The 17,061-nt window shown below is 70.6% G+C and carries 14 protein-coding genes and 1 tRNA gene; 14 read left to right on the top strand and 1 reads right to left on the bottom strand.

Going from position 1 to position 17,061, the window contains the following annotated elements:
* Nucleotides 1–134 precede the first annotated feature (134 nt).
* From ACIQJT_RS21930 to ACIQJT_RS21905, 6 genes are all read left to right on the top strand, one after another.
* Complete coding sequence (locus tag ACIQJT_RS21930) at nt 135–1,046, top strand: DNA cytosine methyltransferase (protein WP_402645886.1); 912 nt, start codon at nt 135–137, stop codon at nt 1,044–1,046.
* The gene (locus ACIQJT_RS21925) at nt 1,043–1,456 is read left to right on the top strand and encodes an ASCH domain-containing protein (protein ID WP_402645883.1); all 414 of its coding nucleotides are present in this window, start codon (nt 1,043–1,045) and stop codon (nt 1,454–1,456) included. The genes ACIQJT_RS21930 and ACIQJT_RS21925 overlap by 4 nt, the downstream gene beginning before the upstream one ends.
* The gene (gene repSA / locus ACIQJT_RS21920) at nt 1,449–2,828 is read left to right on the top strand and encodes a replication initiator protein RepSA (protein ID WP_402645880.1); all 1,380 of its coding nucleotides are present in this window, start codon (nt 1,449–1,451) and stop codon (nt 2,826–2,828) included. The genes ACIQJT_RS21925 and repSA overlap by 8 nt, the downstream gene beginning before the upstream one ends.
* A gap of 11 nt (nt 2,829–2,839) precedes the next feature.
* Nucleotides 2,840–3,013 (top strand): AlpA family transcriptional regulator, encoded by a 174-nt coding sequence (locus ACIQJT_RS21915; RefSeq protein WP_030597040.1) that lies wholly within the window; start codon nt 2,840–2,842, stop codon nt 3,011–3,013.
* Nucleotides 3,010–4,383 (top strand): tyrosine-type recombinase/integrase, encoded by a 1,374-nt coding sequence (locus ACIQJT_RS21910; protein ID WP_402646481.1) that lies wholly within the window; start codon nt 3,010–3,012, stop codon nt 4,381–4,383. Before ACIQJT_RS21915 ends, ACIQJT_RS21910 begins: the two co-directional genes overlap by 4 nt.
* A gap of 195 nt (nt 4,384–4,578) precedes the next feature.
* Nucleotides 4,579–4,953 carry a DUF6083 domain-containing protein gene (locus ACIQJT_RS21905; protein WP_402645877.1) on the top strand — a complete coding sequence of 125 codons (375 nt, stop codon included), beginning with the start codon at nt 4,579–4,581 and terminating at the stop codon, nt 4,951–4,953.
* Between the two features lie 199 nt (nt 4,954–5,152).
* Here ACIQJT_RS21905 and ACIQJT_RS21900 read toward each other — a convergent pair.
* Nucleotides 5,153–5,224 (bottom strand) — tRNA-Arg (locus ACIQJT_RS21900).
* Between the two features lie 185 nt (nt 5,225–5,409).
* Between ACIQJT_RS21900 and ACIQJT_RS21895 the strand changes: the two genes are divergently transcribed.
* From ACIQJT_RS21895 to ACIQJT_RS21860, 8 genes are all read left to right on the top strand, one after another.
* Nucleotides 5,410–5,850, top strand: a complete 441-nt coding sequence (locus tag ACIQJT_RS21895) for a response regulator (RefSeq protein ID WP_402645874.1) — start codon at nt 5,410–5,412, stop codon at nt 5,848–5,850.
* Nucleotides 5,851–6,003: 153 nt separating this feature from the next.
* The gene (gene nrtL, locus ACIQJT_RS21890) at nt 6,004–7,476 is read left to right on the top strand and encodes an ArgS-related anticodon-binding protein NrtL (RefSeq protein WP_402645871.1); all 1,473 of its coding nucleotides are present in this window, start codon (nt 6,004–6,006) and stop codon (nt 7,474–7,476) included.
* Nucleotides 7,477–7,498: 22 nt separating this feature from the next.
* Nucleotides 7,499–8,890: a diaminopimelate decarboxylase gene (gene lysA / locus ACIQJT_RS21885; protein WP_402645869.1), complete on the top strand. Its 1,392-nt coding sequence runs from the start codon at nt 7,499–7,501 to the stop codon at nt 8,888–8,890.
* Between the two features lie 142 nt (nt 8,891–9,032).
* The gene (locus tag ACIQJT_RS21880; RefSeq protein ID WP_402645866.1) at nt 9,033–10,325 is read left to right on the top strand and encodes a homoserine dehydrogenase; all 1,293 of its coding nucleotides are present in this window, start codon (nt 9,033–9,035) and stop codon (nt 10,323–10,325) included.
* A 6-nt stretch (nt 10,326–10,331) separates the two neighbouring features.
* On the top strand, nt 10,332–11,390 hold the full coding sequence (gene thrC, locus ACIQJT_RS21875) for a threonine synthase (RefSeq protein ID WP_402645864.1): 1,059 nt from the start codon (nt 10,332–10,334) through the stop codon (nt 11,388–11,390).
* Nucleotides 11,391–11,641: 251 nt separating this feature from the next.
* Nucleotides 11,642–12,571, top strand: a complete 930-nt coding sequence (gene thrB, locus ACIQJT_RS21870) for a homoserine kinase (protein WP_402645861.1) — start codon at nt 11,642–11,644, stop codon at nt 12,569–12,571.
* A gap of 408 nt (nt 12,572–12,979) precedes the next feature.
* On the top strand, nt 12,980–15,001 hold the full coding sequence (gene rho / locus ACIQJT_RS21865) for a transcription termination factor Rho (RefSeq protein WP_365461829.1): 2,022 nt from the start codon (nt 12,980–12,982) through the stop codon (nt 14,999–15,001).
* A 135-nt stretch (nt 15,002–15,136) separates the two neighbouring features.
* Nucleotides 15,137–16,936: a trypsin-like serine protease gene (locus tag ACIQJT_RS21860; protein ID WP_402646478.1), complete on the top strand. Its 1,800-nt coding sequence runs from the start codon at nt 15,137–15,139 to the stop codon at nt 16,934–16,936.
* Nucleotides 16,937–17,061 lie beyond the last annotated feature (125 nt).

Raw genomic sequence — 17,061 nt, 5'->3', positions numbered from 1 at the left:
CTCGACCTCTTCGCCGGCCCCGGCGGCTGGTCCACCGGACTCCGCGCCATCGGCGTACGGGAAGTCGGTATCGAGATCGACCCCGTGGTGTGCCAGACCCGGGCCGCCGCCGGCCACACACCATCCGCGCCAACGTGGCCGTCTACCCCACCGCCCCGCTCCGCGGGAAGGTGACCGGCCTCATCACCTCGGCGCCCTGCCAGACCTTCAGCACGGCCGGACTGCGCGCCGGATGCGACGACCTGCCCCTGTGCCACCAGGGCTTGGACGACCTCGCCCACGGCCACGACACCCGCGAGCAGCTGCGGAACACCTGCGCCGATCCGCGCTCCCTGCTGGTTGTCGAGCCCCTGCGCTACGCCCTGGACCTGCGCCCCGACTGGATCGCCCTAGAGCAAGTCCCCGCCGCGCTGACGCTGTTCGAGCACACCGCCCGCCTGCTCGCCTGCGTCGGCTACTCGACGTGGACCGGCATCCTCAACGCCGCCGACTTCGGACTTCCGCAGACCCGACGCCGCGCGATCCTCCTCGCCTCCCGTACCCGGCCCGCGCTCCCGCCCGAGCCGACGCATGCCGACGGTGGCACTCCCGATGACCTGTTCGGCGCCGGTCTGCCCCCGTGGCGCACCATGGGCGAGGTGCTGGGCTGGCCGCCCGCTGTCGTCCACACCCGCGGGAACCACACCACCGGCGGCAGCCGCTTCCCCACCACCGGCCCGTCCTGGGCGGTCACCGGACGCGCCCGCTCCTGGCTGCTCAAGGTCGGTAGCCGTCCCACCGCCACCCGCCGGCGCCTCGACCAACCCGCCTCGACCCTGCTGTTCGGCAAGGCCATGAACCACGTCGTCTGGATCGACACGGACGGCACCCCCGTCCGCCGCCTCGCCCTCGAGGAAGCCGCCGCCCTCCAGGGCTTCGCTGCCGACTACCCATGGGCCGGCTCACGAACCAAGCAGTTCCAACAGATCGGCAACGCCGTGCCCCCTCCGCTCGCCACCGCCACCCTGCGCACCCTGATCCCCGCCGCGCTGGAGGTGGCCGCATGACCACCACCGCACGGGCCGAAGTACGGGCCCTGACCCTGTGGCAGCCCTGGGCCTCCGCCATCGCGTACGGCACCAAGCGCATTGAGAACCGGCGCTGGGCCACCGACTACCGGGGCTGGATCCTCCTCCACGCCGGCACCACCACCGACCCCGCCGCCAAGTACGCCGTCGTGGCCCGCCCCTTCCTCAACCGCCCGCAGCCCATCGGCGCCGTCCTGGGCTGGGCCCGCCTCGACGACTGCCACCCGGACGACGGCATGTGCACCCTGTGGTCCGCCCCCGGACAGTGGCACTGGCACCTCACCGACGTCCGCCGCCTCGCCCGCCCGATCTCCTGGCCCGGCGCACGCGGCCTGTGGACCCCCACCCCCGCCCTGATCGACCAGGTGAGGGAGGCCGCCCGTGCCTGACCTCCTCAACGACCCGGCCACCCTCAACGACCTGCTGCGGGTGGCCTCGGCCCCCGACTTCGAGCGCTGGCAACACCAGATCCACCGCACCGGAGGCTGCGCCGACCCCATCCACCTCCAGGGCTGGACCACCCACACCGACAAGCGCACCGGCGAGGTCCTGCACCACTACACCACCGCCACCGAACCCGGGAAACGGCTGCGCGTCGCCTGCGGCAACCGCCGCGCCTCCCGCTGCCCTTCCTGCGCCTGGACCTACGCCGGAGACACCTACCACCTCATCCGCGCCGGACTCGCCGGGGCACCCGACCGCAACATCCCCAGCACCGTCCGGGACCACCCCCGCGTCTTCGCCACCCTCACCGCACCCTCGTTCGGGCCCGTCCACAACCAGCCCGATCACGCACGCTGCCGCTGCGGACACCACCACCGCGACGACGACCCCGCCCTCGGCACCCCGCTCGAACCCGACACCTACGACTACTCGGGCGCCGTGCTGTTCAACAACCACGCGGGCGAGTTGTGGCAGCGCTTCACCAACCGCCTGCGCCGCGAGATCGCCGCCCGCGTCGGCCTCTCCCAGCGCGAACTCAAAGAGGTCTGCCGCCTCTCCTACGGCAAGGTCGCCGAATTCCAAAAGCGCGGCGCGATCCACTTCCACGCCGTGATCCGCCTCGACGGACCCAACGGGCCTGAGGACACCCCGCCCTCCTGGGCGAGCGTGGACCTGCTGACCGACGCGATCCGCGCCGCCGCCCGGCACCCCTACACCACCGCCACGATCCCCGCCGCCGGCGACCAGACCGCCCGCACCTTCCAGTGGGGCCGACAGCTCGACATCCGCCCCGTCAAAGCCTTCGGCGACGACTCCGAGCTGACCGAACAGGCGGTCCCCTCCTATGTAGCCAAGTACGCCACCAAAGCCGTCGAAACCACCGGCACCCTCGACCGCCGCATCGGCGAACTCGCTGACCTCGACCGCCACCACGTGCCCGACCACGCCCGCCGCCTGATCACCGCCTGCCGCGACCTCGACAAGCTGTATCCCGACCGCCGGCTCTGGGCCTGGGCCCACATGCTCGGCTTCCGCGGCCACTTCAGCTCCAAATCCCGCCGCTACTCCACCACCCTCGGCGCCCTACGCCAGACCCGCGCCGACTACAGGGCCACCCAAGAACGCGCCGCCCTCGGCCTCGACGAGATCGAGCCGGACACCGTCCTCGTCCTCGCGGACTGGCAATACGCCGGCCACGGCCACACCCCCGGCGAATCCGCCCTCGCCGCCACCATCGCCCACGACCTCGCACTCAACCGCGAAACCACCCGCGAAGCCCTGCAAGACCAACGAGCCTCGGAAGGAGAACTGGTGTGAAGGATGAGCTGATGACCGTTCCGGAGATCCTTGCGGAACTCAAGGGCATCTCGCGCCGGACCTTCTACCGTTGGCGTGAACTGGGACAGGCGCCCCAGGCATTCAAGTTGCCCAATGGTGAACTGAGGGTGTGGCGCAGCGACTTCACGGCATGGCTGAACAGCCGAGAAAGGGCGGCGGCATGAAGTCGCTCGATGTGAAGGTGTGGGGCGTACGGAAGAGGAACACCAAGAAACCGTCCTATGACGTCCGGTGGATCGTCGGCGGGAACGTGTTCTCTGATCAGTTCCGTACCAAGGGGCTTGCCGACAACTTCCGTTCCAAACTGCTCCGTGCCATGCGTGACGGCGAGGAATTCGACACAGCGACCGGACTTCCGGACTCGATGGTGGAAAAGGCGCCCTCGATGACCTGGTACGCCTTCGCGGTGAAGTACCTCGCCATGAAGTGGCCGCACGCTGCACCGAACACGCGCGATGGGATCAACGAGTCGCTGACCGCGGTGACCGTGGCTCTCCTCGATGACCGTCCGGGACGACCGGCTGATCAACTGCTCAGGAAGGCTCTCCGGAACTGGGCCTTCGTCCTGCCTGGTCCTGGGGACCGCGAGTTGCCGACGGAGATCGCGAACACGCTGCACTGGGTGGCCAAGGCTTCACGTCCGCTCTCAGACCTCGGTGACGCAGCGATTGCCAGGGCCGTGCTGGACTCGCTGAAGCTGAAGCTTGATGGCACGGCGGCGGCAGCCGAGACGGTGCGACGTAAGCGGCGGACGCTCGTCAACGCGATGCGCTACGCGGTGGATCTCGGAGAATTCACGGAGAACCCGGTCACCTCGATTCGCTGGAAGAAGCCGAAGGTCGTAAAAGAAGTCGACCCCCGCGTGGTCGCCAACCCCAAACAGGCCCGTGCCTTGCTGACTGCGGTCTCATACGTCGGTGGATACCGTCGCGCGCGCGGTCGTCGACTCGTCGGTCTTTTCGCCTCCATGTACTACGGCGGCTTCCGTCCGGCAGAGGCAGTGGGACTCAAGGAAGCCGATCTCAAGCTTCCGGAAGAAGGATGGGGAGCGGCTCTGCTGCATCGGACTCGTCCGAGTGTTGGGAAGCTCTGGACCGATTCCGGGGAAACCCATGATGACCGGGGGCTCAAAAACCGACCCGTTGAAGAGGTGCGGCCGGTGCCGATCCCACCTCAGCTCGTTGCGATCCTTCGGGAGCATCTCGACGTCTTCGGTACCGCCACGGATGGGCGGCTCTTCACCAACGAGCGTGGGGGAGTGGTCGGTTCGTCTACGTACTACCGCGTGTGGCAGGAAGCTCGTGCGCTAGCTCTTCCGCCGGCCGTGGTCGCCTCGCCGCTCGCTGCCCGCCCGTACGACCTTCGGCATTCGGCGCTGTCGACTTGGCTCAACTCCGGAGTTGACGCGACCGAGGTGGCCGAACGCGCCGGCAACAGTGTCGAGGTTCTGCTGAGCCGCTACGCCAAGTGCCTCGACGGACGTCAGGAGATCGCCAACCACAGGATCGAAGAGCTACTGTCCGAGTACGAGTAGGCGACCTCGACTCTCACAGCCCCTCAACCCAACTGGGTCGGGGGGCTTCGTGGTGTCTCGGCCGTGCGCTGACGGTCGATAGTTGCGGGGTGCACCTTCTGCGTCGCGCGTCGTTTCAGTAATGCGTGCATGCCTCATGCGTTCCGTCCGATTCGCCTCTTCGCGCGGAAGCCTTCCGCTACCGACCCTCGCGGTATGGGGGCTTTAGAAGAGGGACCGCGCAGGTTAGAGGGTGGGCAGTCGCTCTGCCTGTACTGCGGCCTGCCGGCCGATCGCGTGGCGACGCTGGAGTATGACTGGGTCCTGCTTGAGCCGGACATGGAGCCGTTGGCCCACACAGTGCCGGCGGAGTATCGGTGGATCGTGCTGTCCGACGGGCGGGTGACGGTCTACGGCGTGTGTCCGCCGGATCCGTTTCAGCGGTGTCGTATCGAGCACCGGATCGCATGCTCGGCTCAACCGCTGCCCGATCTCTGGCCGTGGTTGACGAGCCTGCGGGGCGAGAACGAGCGTCGAGTGGGGCGCCAGAGCGAGCCGGAGCCGCCCGAGACCTGGCCGGAAGTCGGGTGAGGGTGCCAGGCTTGCGCTGTGTCGACGGCCCTTCGTGATTCCCCGAACTGACCTGGGCCGATACCTCAAGATCGTGTCCACAAATAGTCCACGGACCCCGACATACGGCCGCTCAGGGTGGCATACGCCTGCACATACGCGAAGACCCCGGCCTCAGCGTTTCCGCTGGTGACGGGGTCTTTGGGCACCTTACAAAGGGTGCCCCCGGCAGGATTCGAACCTGCGCACACGGCTCCGGAGGCCGTTGCTCTATCCCCTGAGCTACGGGGGCGTGTCGGTGCGGAGCTGGTGGCTCGCGGCGACGGGTGAAACACTACCAGCTCCCTCGGGGTGATCAGGAACGGGTTTCGCATGCCCGGTCCCCCGCACGGGGTGGAAGTGGGGAAAACCCGGACGCGGTGGCCGGTGCGCACCTACTCTCGAGTTGTGCCAGGCGCGTCGGGTCGGGTGCTTGTTGTGGACGACAACAAGGTCATCCGGCAGCTGATCAGGGTCAATCTCGAGCTGGAGGGTCTCGAGGTCGTGACCGCGGCCGATGGTGTCGAGTGTCTGGATGTCGTGCATCAGGTGCGTCCCGATGTCGTGACCCTCGATGTGGTCATGCCCCGGCTGGACGGACTGCGGACCGCCGAGCGGCTGCGTTCCGACCCCCGTACCGCCCACCTCCCTCTCGCCATCGTCAGCGCCTGTACGCAGCACGAGGTCGACAGCGGTCTCGACGCCGGCGTGGACGCCTTCCTCGCCAAGCCCTTCGAGCCTGCCGAACTCGTGCGACTCGTACGGCAGTTGATCGAGCGGAGCCGAGAGGGGCGGGGACCGGGGGAGGACGACAGTCCACTCGTCGGGGGCGTCCTCGGCAGCGGAGAGACCGAGCGGGCCGGCCGCACCGGCGCCTGAACCCCGTCACACCGGACCACAGGGCGGAAACGGCGAGCATCCGTCGGCCACGCACCGCTGCGCCGCCCACCCCCGGCCCCACCCCGTCCCACATCCCGGACCCCCGCCAAACCCGTTCGCCCTCCCACCCCCCTCCTCCCATACGCTTGTCCCGTGACCCCCGTCGAGCTCTCCCGTACCGTGCTGCGCGCGGTGCGTCGTGCTGTCGATGACGGGGAGCTGGACGTCGTCGTGCCGGGGCGGACCGACGTCGCGCCCCCGGGGCCCGGTGGCTGTGGTGACTACGCCTCCAACGTCGCCCTCCAGCTCGCGCGGCCGGCCGGACAGCCGCCGCTGCGGGTCGCGGAGATCCTCCGGCGGCGTCTCGCGCAGAGCGACGGCATCAGCGACGTCGTCGTCACCGGACCCGGGTTCCTCAACATCAGCCTGGGGCGGGGGAGCGAAGACGCCCTCGTGCGGGAGATCCTGCGGCTGGGGCAGCGGTACGGCCACGCCGACCGGCCCACCGGGCAGCTCGTGCAGCTCCACGCGCCCCACGAAGTCCGCGCCGTCGTCGTCATGGACGCCGTCGCCCGCATCCTCCGCTCCCAGGGCGCCCTCGTCCGCACCAGCTGCGTCGCCGGCCCGGAACCGGCCTGGACCGACCTCCTCGGCGTCCAGGTCGACGCGCACGGCAGCCGCGAGGCCAACACTCCCGCCACGGCCCCCGCCGCAGCCACGGCCCCCGCCGCCGCCCCGTTCCGCGTCGACCACCGGCCCGTTCCGGCCCCCGTCGCCCCTCCCGGCGTCGACCACGGCTCCGAGCCCACACCCCCCACCTCGCCCGGCGTCGACGTCCGCCCCGTTCCGGCCCCCGTCGCCCCTCCCGGCGTCGACCACGGCTCCGAGCCCACACCCCCCACCTCGCCCGGCGTCGACGTCCGCCCCGTTCCGGCCCCCGTCGCCCCTCGCAGCGTCGACCACCAGCCCGAACCCACACCCCCGACCCCCCTCGGCGGCGACGGCCACCCCGTACCGCTACCCCCCACCCCTCCCGGCGCCGACCACCGCCCCGAACCCACACCCCCCACACCCCCCACACCCCCCACCCCCCTACCCGTCACCATCCGCCCCGTCCCCGCCCCCGCCGACCCCACCCCCCTGGCCCGCGACGCCGCCCGCTGGGCGCTGCTCCGTCCCGCCCTCCACGACCGGCCCCGCATCACCGCCGACCACCTGGTCCAGCGGGAGAGCAACCCTCTCTTCCGGGTCCGTTACGCCCACGCCCGCACCCGGGCCCTCACCCGCAACGCCGCCGACCTGGGCTTCCACGCCGAGCCCGGGGACCTGAACCCACCAGGCGCGGGCAACGCGGCCGTACCGGACCCGACCCCCCTGCGGAACGCCCTCGCCGATCACCCCCGCGTCCTGCGGGCCGCCGCCGCGCACCACGCCCCCGACCGTCTGGCCCGGCACCTCGTCACCGTCGCCGATGCCGTGCTCCCCCTTCTCCCCGCCGTCCTCCCGCGCGGTGCGGAGAAACCCTCGGCCGCCCACCGTGCCCGGCTCGCGCTCGCCGAAGCCGCCGGGGCGGTGCTGGCCGGCGGCCTGACCCTGCTCGGCATCGACGCACCCGAACACCTCTGAGAACAGAGAGCCAGTCAAGAAGATGAGCCGTTCCGCACACCCCGCCGGGCCCCGTCACGCCGACGTCCTTCCCGAGGGCCACTACTCCGCCCCGCCCGCCGACCTCAACACCCTCGACCCCAAGGTGTGGGCCCAGACCGTCGGCCGCAACGCGGAAGGGGTCGCCACCGTCGGCGGTATCGACGTCAAGACGCTCGCCGAGCAGCACGGCACCCCCGCCTACATCCTCGACGAGGCCGACTTCCGGGCCCGGGCGCGGGCCTGGCGCACCGCCTTCGGGCATGACGCCGACGTCTTCTACGCCGGCAAGGCGTTCCTGTCCCGGGCCGTCGTGCGCTGGCTGCACGAGGAGGGGCTCAACCTCGACGTGTGCTCCGGCGGCGAGCTCGCCACCGCGCTCTCCGCCGGCATGCCCGCCGACCGCATCGCCTTCCACGGCAACAACAAGTCGACGGAGGAGATCCACCGCGCGATCACCGAAGGTGTCGGACGCATCGTCCTGGACTCCTTCCAGGAGATCGTCCGGGTCGCGCACATCGCCCAGAGCCTCGGGAAGCGGCAGCGGGTCCAGATCCGGATCACCGTCGGCGTCGAGGCGCACACCCACGAGTTCATCGCCACCGCCCACGAGGACCAGAAGTTCGGCATCCCGCTGGCCGGCGGGCAGGCCGCCGAGGCCGTGCGGCGCGCGTTGCAGCTCGACGGACTCGAACTCATCGGCATCCACTCCCACATCGGCTCGCAGATCTTCGACATGTCCGGCTTCGAGGTCGCCGCGCACCGCGTGGTCGGCCTGCTCAAGGACGTCCGTGACGAGCACGGTGTCGAGCTGCCCGAGATCGACCTCGGGGGCGGGCTCGGGATCGCCTACACCTCCGACGACGACCCGCGCGAACCGCACGAGATCGCCAAGGCGCTCACCGAGATCGTGACGCGGGAGTGCGAGGCCGCCAGGCTGCGGACCCCGCGCATCTCCGTCGAGCCCGGCCGGGCCATCGTCGGCCCGACCGCCTTCACGCTCTACGAGGTCGGCACCGTCAAGCCCCTCGACGGGCTGCGCACCTACGTCTCCGTCGACGGCGGGATGTCGGACAACATCCGCACCGCGCTGTACGACGCCGAGTACACCGTCGCCCTCGTGTCCCGCACCAGTGACGCCGAGCCCATGCTCGCGCGGGTCGTCGGCAAGCACTGCGAGAGCGGGGACATCGTGGTCAAGGACGCGTTCCTGCCGGCCGACCTGGCACCGGGCGACCTCATCGCCGTACCGGCGACGGGCGCCTACTGCCGGTCCATGGCGAGCAACTACAACCACGTGCTGCGCCCGCCGGTCGTCGCCGTCGGCGACGGGGAGTCCCGCGTGATCGTCCGCCGCGAGACCGAGGAGGACCTGCTGCGGCTCGACGTCGGCTGACCCGGGCCGGGGCTGGAAGATCTACGGTCTTCCGGCCCCGCGGAAATGAAATAGATGTCTCATCATCCGGACGAGGGGCAGAAACTCCCGTCCGGTGAGTGAGACTGGACCCACCGTAGACGGTATGAGGAAACGAGGTCGGATGATGCGTACGCGTCCGCTGAAGGTGGCGCTGCTGGGCTGTGGAGTGGTCGGCTCAGAGGTGGCGCGCATCATGACGACGCACGCCGACGACCTCGCCGCGCGGATCGGGGCCCCCGTGGAGCTCGCGGGCGTCGCGGTACGGCGTCCCTCCAAGGTCCGCGAGGGCATCCCGCAGGAACTGGTCACCACCGACGCCACCGCCCTCGTCAAACGCGGCGACATCGACGTGGTCGTGGAGGTCATCGGCGGGATCGAGCCCGCGCGCTCCCTCATCACCACCGCCTTCGAGCACGGCGCCTCCGTCGTCTCCGCCAACAAGGCGCTCCTCGCCCAGGACGGTGCCGCCCTGCACGCGGCGGCCCTGAAGGCCGACAAGGACCTCTACTACGAGGCCGCCGTCGCCGGTGCCATCCCACTGATCCGCCCGCTGCGCGAGTCCCTCGCCGGCGACAAGGTCAACCGGGTGCTCGGGATCGTCAACGGCACGACCAACTTCATCCTCGACAAGATGGACAGCACGGGCGCGGGATACCAGGAGGCCCTCGACGAGGCCACCGCCCTCGGGTACGCCGAGGCCGACCCGACCGCCGACGTCGAGGGGTTCGACGCCGCCGCCAAGGCCGCCATCCTCGCCGGGATCGCCTTCCACACGCGCGTGCGCCTCGACGACGTCTACCGCGAGGGCATGACCGAGGTCACCGCCGCCGACTTCGCCTCGGCGAAGGAGATGGGCTGCACCATCAAGCTGCTCGCCATCTGCGAGCGCGCCGAGGACGGCCGGTCCGTCACCGCGCGCGTGCACCCCGCGATGATCCCCCTCACGCACCCGCTCGCCTCCGTCCGCGGCGCGTACAACGCCGTGTTCGTCGAGTCCGACGCCTCCGGCCAGCTGATGTTCTACGGGCCGGGCGCGGGCGGCGCTCCCACCGCCTCCGCCGTCCTCGGCGACCTCGTCGCCGTCTGCCGCAACCGGCTCAGCGGCACGACCGGACCCGGTGAGTCCGCGTACGCCGCCCTCCCCGTCTCGGGCATGGGCGAGGTCGTCACGCGGTACCACATCAGCCTGGACGTGGCCGACAAACCGGGTGTTCTCGCCCAGGTCGCCACCGTGTTCGCCGAGCACGGGGTGTCCATCGATACCGTTCGGCAGCAGGGGAAGGACGGCGAGGCGTCCCTCGTCGTCGTCACGCACCGCGCGTCGGACGCCGCCCTGGGCGGGACCGTCGAGGCGTTGCGCAAGCTCGACACCGTGCGGGGTGTCGCCAGCATCATGCGGGTTGAAGGAGAGTAACCAGCAATGACCCACCAGTGGCGCGGAATCATCGAGGAGTACCGGGACCGGCTGCCCGTCTCCGACACCACGCCGGTCGTGACGCTCCGCGAGGGCGGCACGCCCCTCGTGCCCGCGCAGGTGCTCTCCGAGCGCACCGGGTGCGAGGTCCACCTCAAGGTGGAGGGCGCCAACCCCACCGGTTCCTTCAAGGACCGCGGCATGACCATGGCCATCACGCGGGCCAAGGAGGAGGGCGCGAAGGCGGTCATCTGCGCCTCCACCGGCAACACCTCGGCCAGCGCCGCCGCCTACGCCGTGCGCGCGGGCATGGTCTCCGCCGTGCTCGTCCCGCAGGGCAAGATCGCGCTCGGCAAGATGGGCCAGGCCCTCGTGCACGGCGCGAAGATCCTCCAGGTCGACGGCAACTTCGACGACTGCCTCACCCTGGCCCGCTCGCTGAGCGACAACTACCCGGTGGCGCTGGTCAATTCGGTCAACCCGGTGCGTATCGAGGGCCAGAAGACGGCCGCGTTCGAGATCGTCGACATGCTCGGCGACGCGCCCGACATCCACGTGCTGCCGGTCGGCAACGCCGGCAACATCACGGCGTACTGGAAGGGCTACAAGGAGTACGCCGCCGACGGCGTGGCCGCCGGGACGCCCCGGATGTGGGGCTTCCAGGCCTCCGGGTCCGCGCCCATCGTGCGCGGCGAGGTCGTCAAGGACCCGTCGACCATCGCCACCGCGATCCGCATCGGCAACCCCGCCTCCTGGCAGTATGCGATCGCGGCGAAGGAGGAGTCCGGCGGGTTCATCGACGAGGTGACGGATCGTGAGATCCTGCGCGCCTACCGGCTGTTGGCCGCTCAGGAGGGCGTCTTCGTGGAGCCCGCCTCCGCCGCCTCGGTGGCCGGTCTGCTGAAGGCGGCCGAGCAGGGCAAGGTCGACCCGGGGCAGCGGATCGTGTGCACGGTCACCGGCAACGGCCTCAAGGACCCCGACTGGGCCGTCGCGGGTGCCCCGCAGCCGGTCACCGTCCCGGTCGACGCGGCGACGGCGGCCGAGCGCCTCGGCCTCGCCTGAGACCCCGTTCCGCGGCGCCTGAGCAGGGCATCCCCAGGAGGGGTGCACAGGGGGCTTACGACACGCATCGTGCGCCTCCTGTGCGCCCTATGTCGCCACAGAACCTTCCTTCGATAGGCTGTACCGAACCCGCCCGCTGCATATGCCCTCGCGTACAGCGGGGTGCCGTGTCGTCTCCGCGGCCCGCAGGGTCTTCGTACGTCATCGAATGTCATTCGACAATCACGCAGCTCAAGGAGAGTCATCGAGAGATGGCCGGTCCCGCCTTCCGCGCCGCCGCCGTCCGGGTGCGCGTCCCCGCCACCAGCGCCAACCTCGGCCCGGGCTTCGACGCCCTGGGTCTCTCGCTGGGGCTCTACGACGACGTCGTCGTCCGGGTGGCCGACTCCGGGCTGCACATCGACATCGCGGGGGAGGGGAGCGAGACGCTCCCGCGCGACGAGAAGCACCTCCTCGTACGCTCCCTGCGCACCGCGTTCGACCTGCTGGGGGGCCAGCCGCGCGGCCTGGAGATCGTCTGCGCCAACCGCATCCCGCACGGCCGCGGCCTCGGCTCCTCCTCGGCCGCCATCTGCGCCGGGATCGTCGCCGCCCGCGCCGTGACCATAGGCGGCGAGGCCCGGCTCGACGACACCGCGCTCCTGGAGCTGGCCACCGAGATCGAGGGCCACCCCGACAACGTGGCGGCCTGTCTGCTCGGCGGTTTCACGCTCTCCTGGATGGAGTCCGGCGCCGCCCGGGCGATCAGGACGGAGCCCGCCGATTCCATCGTTCCGGTGGTTTTCGTGCCCGGGAAGCCCGTCCTGACCGAGACCGCGCGCGGACTGCTCCCGCGCTCCGTCCCGCACGTCGACGCCGCCGCCAACGCCGGCCGTGCCGCGCTGCTCGTCGAGGCCCTGACCCGGCGCCCCGAGCTGCTGCTGCCGGCCACCGAGGACCGTCTGCACCAGGAGTACCGCGCTCCCGCCATGCCGGAGAGCGCCGCACTGGTGGAGCGGCTGCGGGCCGACGGAGTCCCGGCAGTCATCTCGGGGGCGGGGCCGACCGTGCTCGCGCTCGCCGACGCGGACAGCGCCGACAAGGTGGCCCACCTGGCGGGCGAGGGCTGGGCCGCCAACCGGCTGGAACTCGACGCCCAGGGGGCCTGTGTGCTCCCGCTCGCGGCGGCCAGTGACATCTGAGATCCGGCGTGTGCCGGATTTCGAGAGGGGGAATGTTTGTTGGATCCGGTAGTGTTAATCTCAAGTCTGCACCCGACCCCACCATGGCGAGGTGCTTCACGTCCCCGTCCGGGACAGACATTCTTCCGGGAGCCTCCCAAGCCGCACTGCGTTCCGTACGACGTACATGGGCAGTACCTCGTACGCGGGCACTGAGCGACTTGCCGGGCACGCTCCGGAACCGGTGTGACCAAGCCACGTGACACGGACACTCAGTGCCACGGCTCTCGGAAGCGCCGTCATCACATTCCTCCGCCGTTCAGGCGGACCACCGCCCCGGCACGGTCCACAAGGATGGGACCGACGTCGGACAGCACAAACGGTCGCCGAGCCAGACAGGCCGACGTCCGCTCCAGGGAAGGACCCTTCGTGAGCGACACCACCGATCTGATGGGCGCACGTGTCGAGGAGACCGCTGCCGCGCCCGCCACGGACGCCTCCGCGCCTGCCAGCGGTGCCGGCTCCCGGCGGCGCCGCGGTACCGGCCTCGACGGCATGGTGCTGGCCGAGCTGCAACAGGTCGCATCCGGCCTCGGTATCAAGGGCACCGCGCGTATGCGCAAGAGCCAGTTGATCGAGGTCATCAAGGAGGCGCAGGCCGGGGGAGGTGCCGCGGCTCCCAAGGCGGCGTCCTCGGCCGCCGGCGACGCCGCCGAGACCAAGCCGAAGCGCCGCGCCACCTCCAAGGCCCGTACCGGCGATGCCGCCGAGAAGAAGGCGGAGGCGGGCGGCGAGGCCCCCGCCGAGAAGGCCGTGGCCCAGCAGCAGATCGAGATCCCCGGCCAGCCGGCCGCCGAGCGCGGGGGCGACGACGCCCCCGTCGAGCGCCGTCGCCGCCGTGCCACCGCCGAGGCGGGCGCCCCCGCGGGCAGCCCCGAGACCGTCGTGGCCGAGGCGAAGAGCGAGCCCAAGGCCGAGGCGCCCGCGCAGCAGCCGCAGGGCGACGCCGGTGACGGCGAGGGCCGTGGCCGCCGCGACCGCCGGGACCGCGGCCGTGACCGCGGTGAGCGTGGCGACCGTGGTGACCGTCGCAAGGGCGACGACCAGCAGGGCGGCGGCCGTCAGGACCGCCAGCAGCAGAGCCAGCAGCAGGGCGGCGGCCGTCAGGACCGCCAGCAGCGCGACAACGGCCCGCAGGACGACGACGACTTCGAGGGTGGCCGCCGCGGCCGCCGGGGCCGTTACCGCGACCGCCGCGGCCGCCGTGGGCGTGACGAGATGGGCGGCCCCGAGCCGCAGATCAACGAGGACGACGTCCTGATCCCGGTCGCGGGCATCCTGGACATCCTCGACAACTACGCCTTCATCCGGACGTCGGGCTACCTGCCCGGGCCGAACGACGTGTACGTCTCCCTCGCCCAGGTCCGCAAGAACGGCCTGCGCAAGGGCGACCACATCACCGGTGCGGTGCGTCAGCCCAAGGAAGGCGAGCGGCGCGAGAAGTTCAACGCGCTGGTCCGCCTGGACTCCGTCAACGGCATGGCGCCCGAACACGGCCGCGGCCGACCGGAGTTCAACAAGCTCACCCCGCTGTACCCGCAGGACCGCCTGCGCCTGGAGACCGACCCGGGCGTGCTCACCACCCGCATCATCGACCTCGTGTCGCCGATCGGTAAGGGTCAGCGCGGTCTGATCGTGGCCCCGCCGAAGACCGGCAAGACCATGATCATGCAGGCGATCGCCAACGCGATCACGCACAACAACCCCGAGTGCCACCTGATGGTCGTCCTGGTCGACGAGCGTCCGGAAGAGGTCACCGACATGCAGCGGTCGGTCAAGGGCGAGGTCATCTCCTCGACCTTCGACCGCCCGGCCGAGGACCACACCACGGTCGCCGAGCTCGCCATCGAGCGCGCCAAGCGACTGGTGGAGCTGGGCCACGACGTCGTCGTCCTGCTCGACTCGATCACGCGTCTGGGCCGTGCGTACAACCTCGCCGCGCCCGCCTCCGGCCGCATCCTGTCCGGTGGTGTCGACTCGACCGCCCTGTACCCGCCGAAGCGCTTCTTCGGTGCGGCCCGCAACATCGAGGACGGCGGTTCGCTGACCATCCTCGCCACCGCCCTGGTGGACACCGGGTCCCGCATGGACGAGGTCATCTTCGAGGAGTTCAAGGGCACCGGCAACGCCGAGCTCAAGCTCGACCGCAAGCTCGCCGACAAGCGGATCTTCCCCGCGGTGGACGTCGACGCGTCCGGTACCCGTAAGGAAGAGATCCTGCTCGCCCCCGACGAGCTGGCCATCGTCTGGAAGCTGCGCAGGGTGCTGCACGCCCTCGACCAGCAGCAGGCGGTGGAGCTGCTCCTCGACAAGATGAAGCAGACGAAGTCGAACGCCGAGTTCCTGATGCAGATCCAGAAGACGACGCCGACGCCGGGCAACGGCGACTGACGTCAAGCGTTCGGAAAGAGGGCCGCCCCTGTTGCCAGGGGGCGGCCCTCTCTGGTTTACGATCACGCTCTTCGGTCGAATTTTCGATCTCTGAGCTTCTTCTGATCCCTTGGGGGGACTTGCATGGGCATACCCATGTCCGGAGGCGCCGGCCGGTACAGACGGCGCGCATGGATCGCACTGCCCGTCGCCGTGGCCGCCGCGCTGCTGGCCACGTCGGCGAGTGCCGCCACCGTGGTGCCCGAACCGCAGGCACCGGCCGCGCCCGCCGTGTCCACGCCGTCGCAGGCCGAGCTGAAGCAGCGCGTCGCCGAGGCGGCCACGGTCGTGGACACCACCCGCACCGCGACCCGGACGCCGACCGGCGGCGGCACGGTCGACTCCACCGTCTCGCCGATGATCATCGGCGGCACGACGACCACCATCAGCTCCGCCCCGTGGATGGCCCAGCTCTGGTACGTCGACACCAAGGGCACCACGGACACCAGCGACGACACCGGCTTCTTCTGCGGCGGCGCGGTCGTCGCGCCGACGAAGATCCTCACCGCCGCGCACTGCGTCAAGGGCGCCAACTGGGCCGTGGGCGGCACCGTGGTGACCGGGGCGACCCAGCTGCTCTCCGAGGACGGCGACCTGCACGGCGGTGCCGCCACGGCCGTGCTGCGACAGTGGTACCACCCGTCGTACAACGAGGACACCATCGACAACGACATCGCGGTCCTGACCCTGGCGGCCCCCGTCAAGGCGACCCCGATCCGTATGACGACGTCCACGGACACCGCCTCCTACGACCCCGCCACGACCGGCGCCAAGACCGCCAAGGTCTACGGCTGGGGCCGCACCAGCTCCACCAGCGACGCCATCTCCGAGACGCTGAAGACGGCCACGCTGCCCATCAAGTCGGACACGACCTGCGCCGCGGCCTACGGCTCCTGGTTCATCAAGGGGCACATGACGTGCGCGGGTCCGGCCGCCAGCGGCAGCGACTCCGGTACGACCGCGATCTGCAGCGGTGACTCCGGCGGCCCCCTCGTCGTGAACGGGCGGATCGTCGGCGTCGTCTCCTGGAACGTGACGGACTGCGTCGCCAAGGGCGCCTACAGCGTCTTCACCAAGGTCAGCAAGTACGTCGGCGCCGCCTACCCGCGCGTCGACGACACCAACCTGAACTTCGACCACAAGGCCGACCTGTGGGTGCGCAACTCCTCCACCAAGGTCGGCTACGAGCTGGACTCCAAGGGCACGACCCTGGCCGCCCGGCAGTCCTGGGGCGACTGGAACGGCGTGAACCTCGTCCGGCAGACCGACCTCAACCGGGACGGCTTCCAGGACCTGGTGTACCGCGTCTCCGCCACCGGTGACGTCTACTGGCTGCGGTTCGTCCCGTCGTCCACCGGAGGCGCCTGGGCCGCCCCGAAGAAGGTCTTCACCGACTGGCGGACCCGCACCCGGATCGTCACCCCCGGCGACGTGACCGGCGACTACAAGCCCGACCTGCTCTCGGTCGACTCCGCGGGCGTCCTGTGGATCTACCCGGGCAACGGCGACGGCAGCTTCGCGGCCCGGGTCAGGGTCGGCGCCGGCTGGAACCAGTACAACTTCCTGCTGGGCCACGGCGACTTCACCGGTGACGGCAAGGCGGACGTGCTCGCCCGCAACAAGAGCACGGGCGACATCTACCTGTACAAGGGCACCGGCAAGTCCGGTACGGGCGTCTTCGCGGCCCGGGTGAAGGTGCGCAACTGGAGCAGCACGACGTACAACGCCTTCGACGCCGTCGGTGACATCACCGGCGACGGCAGGGCCGACCTCGTGGCCCGCACGCCCGGCGGCACGCTCTACCTGTACAAGGGCACCGGCAAGGCGACCAGCGAGATCTTCGCCACAAGGTCCAGCATGGGCACCGGTTTCCAGCAGTACGACATCTTTGGCTGAAACCGCTGGTGAACAGGGCTCGCCCCTGATGCTCCCGTGACGGGCTGTGACCACCGCTGCACGTGGTGGTCACAGCCCGTTGTGCAACCCTTTCTCGAGTTTCGCCGTCTGACCAGGCAGAGCGA

This window comes from Streptomyces sp. NPDC091972 (assembly GCF_044756385.1).
In the GTDB taxonomy this organism is placed as follows: Bacteria; Actinomycetota; Actinomycetes; order Streptomycetales; family Streptomycetaceae; genus Streptomyces.
Note: the sequence above shows the minus strand (reverse complement) of the source record. Positions and strands in the feature narration are given on the sequence as shown.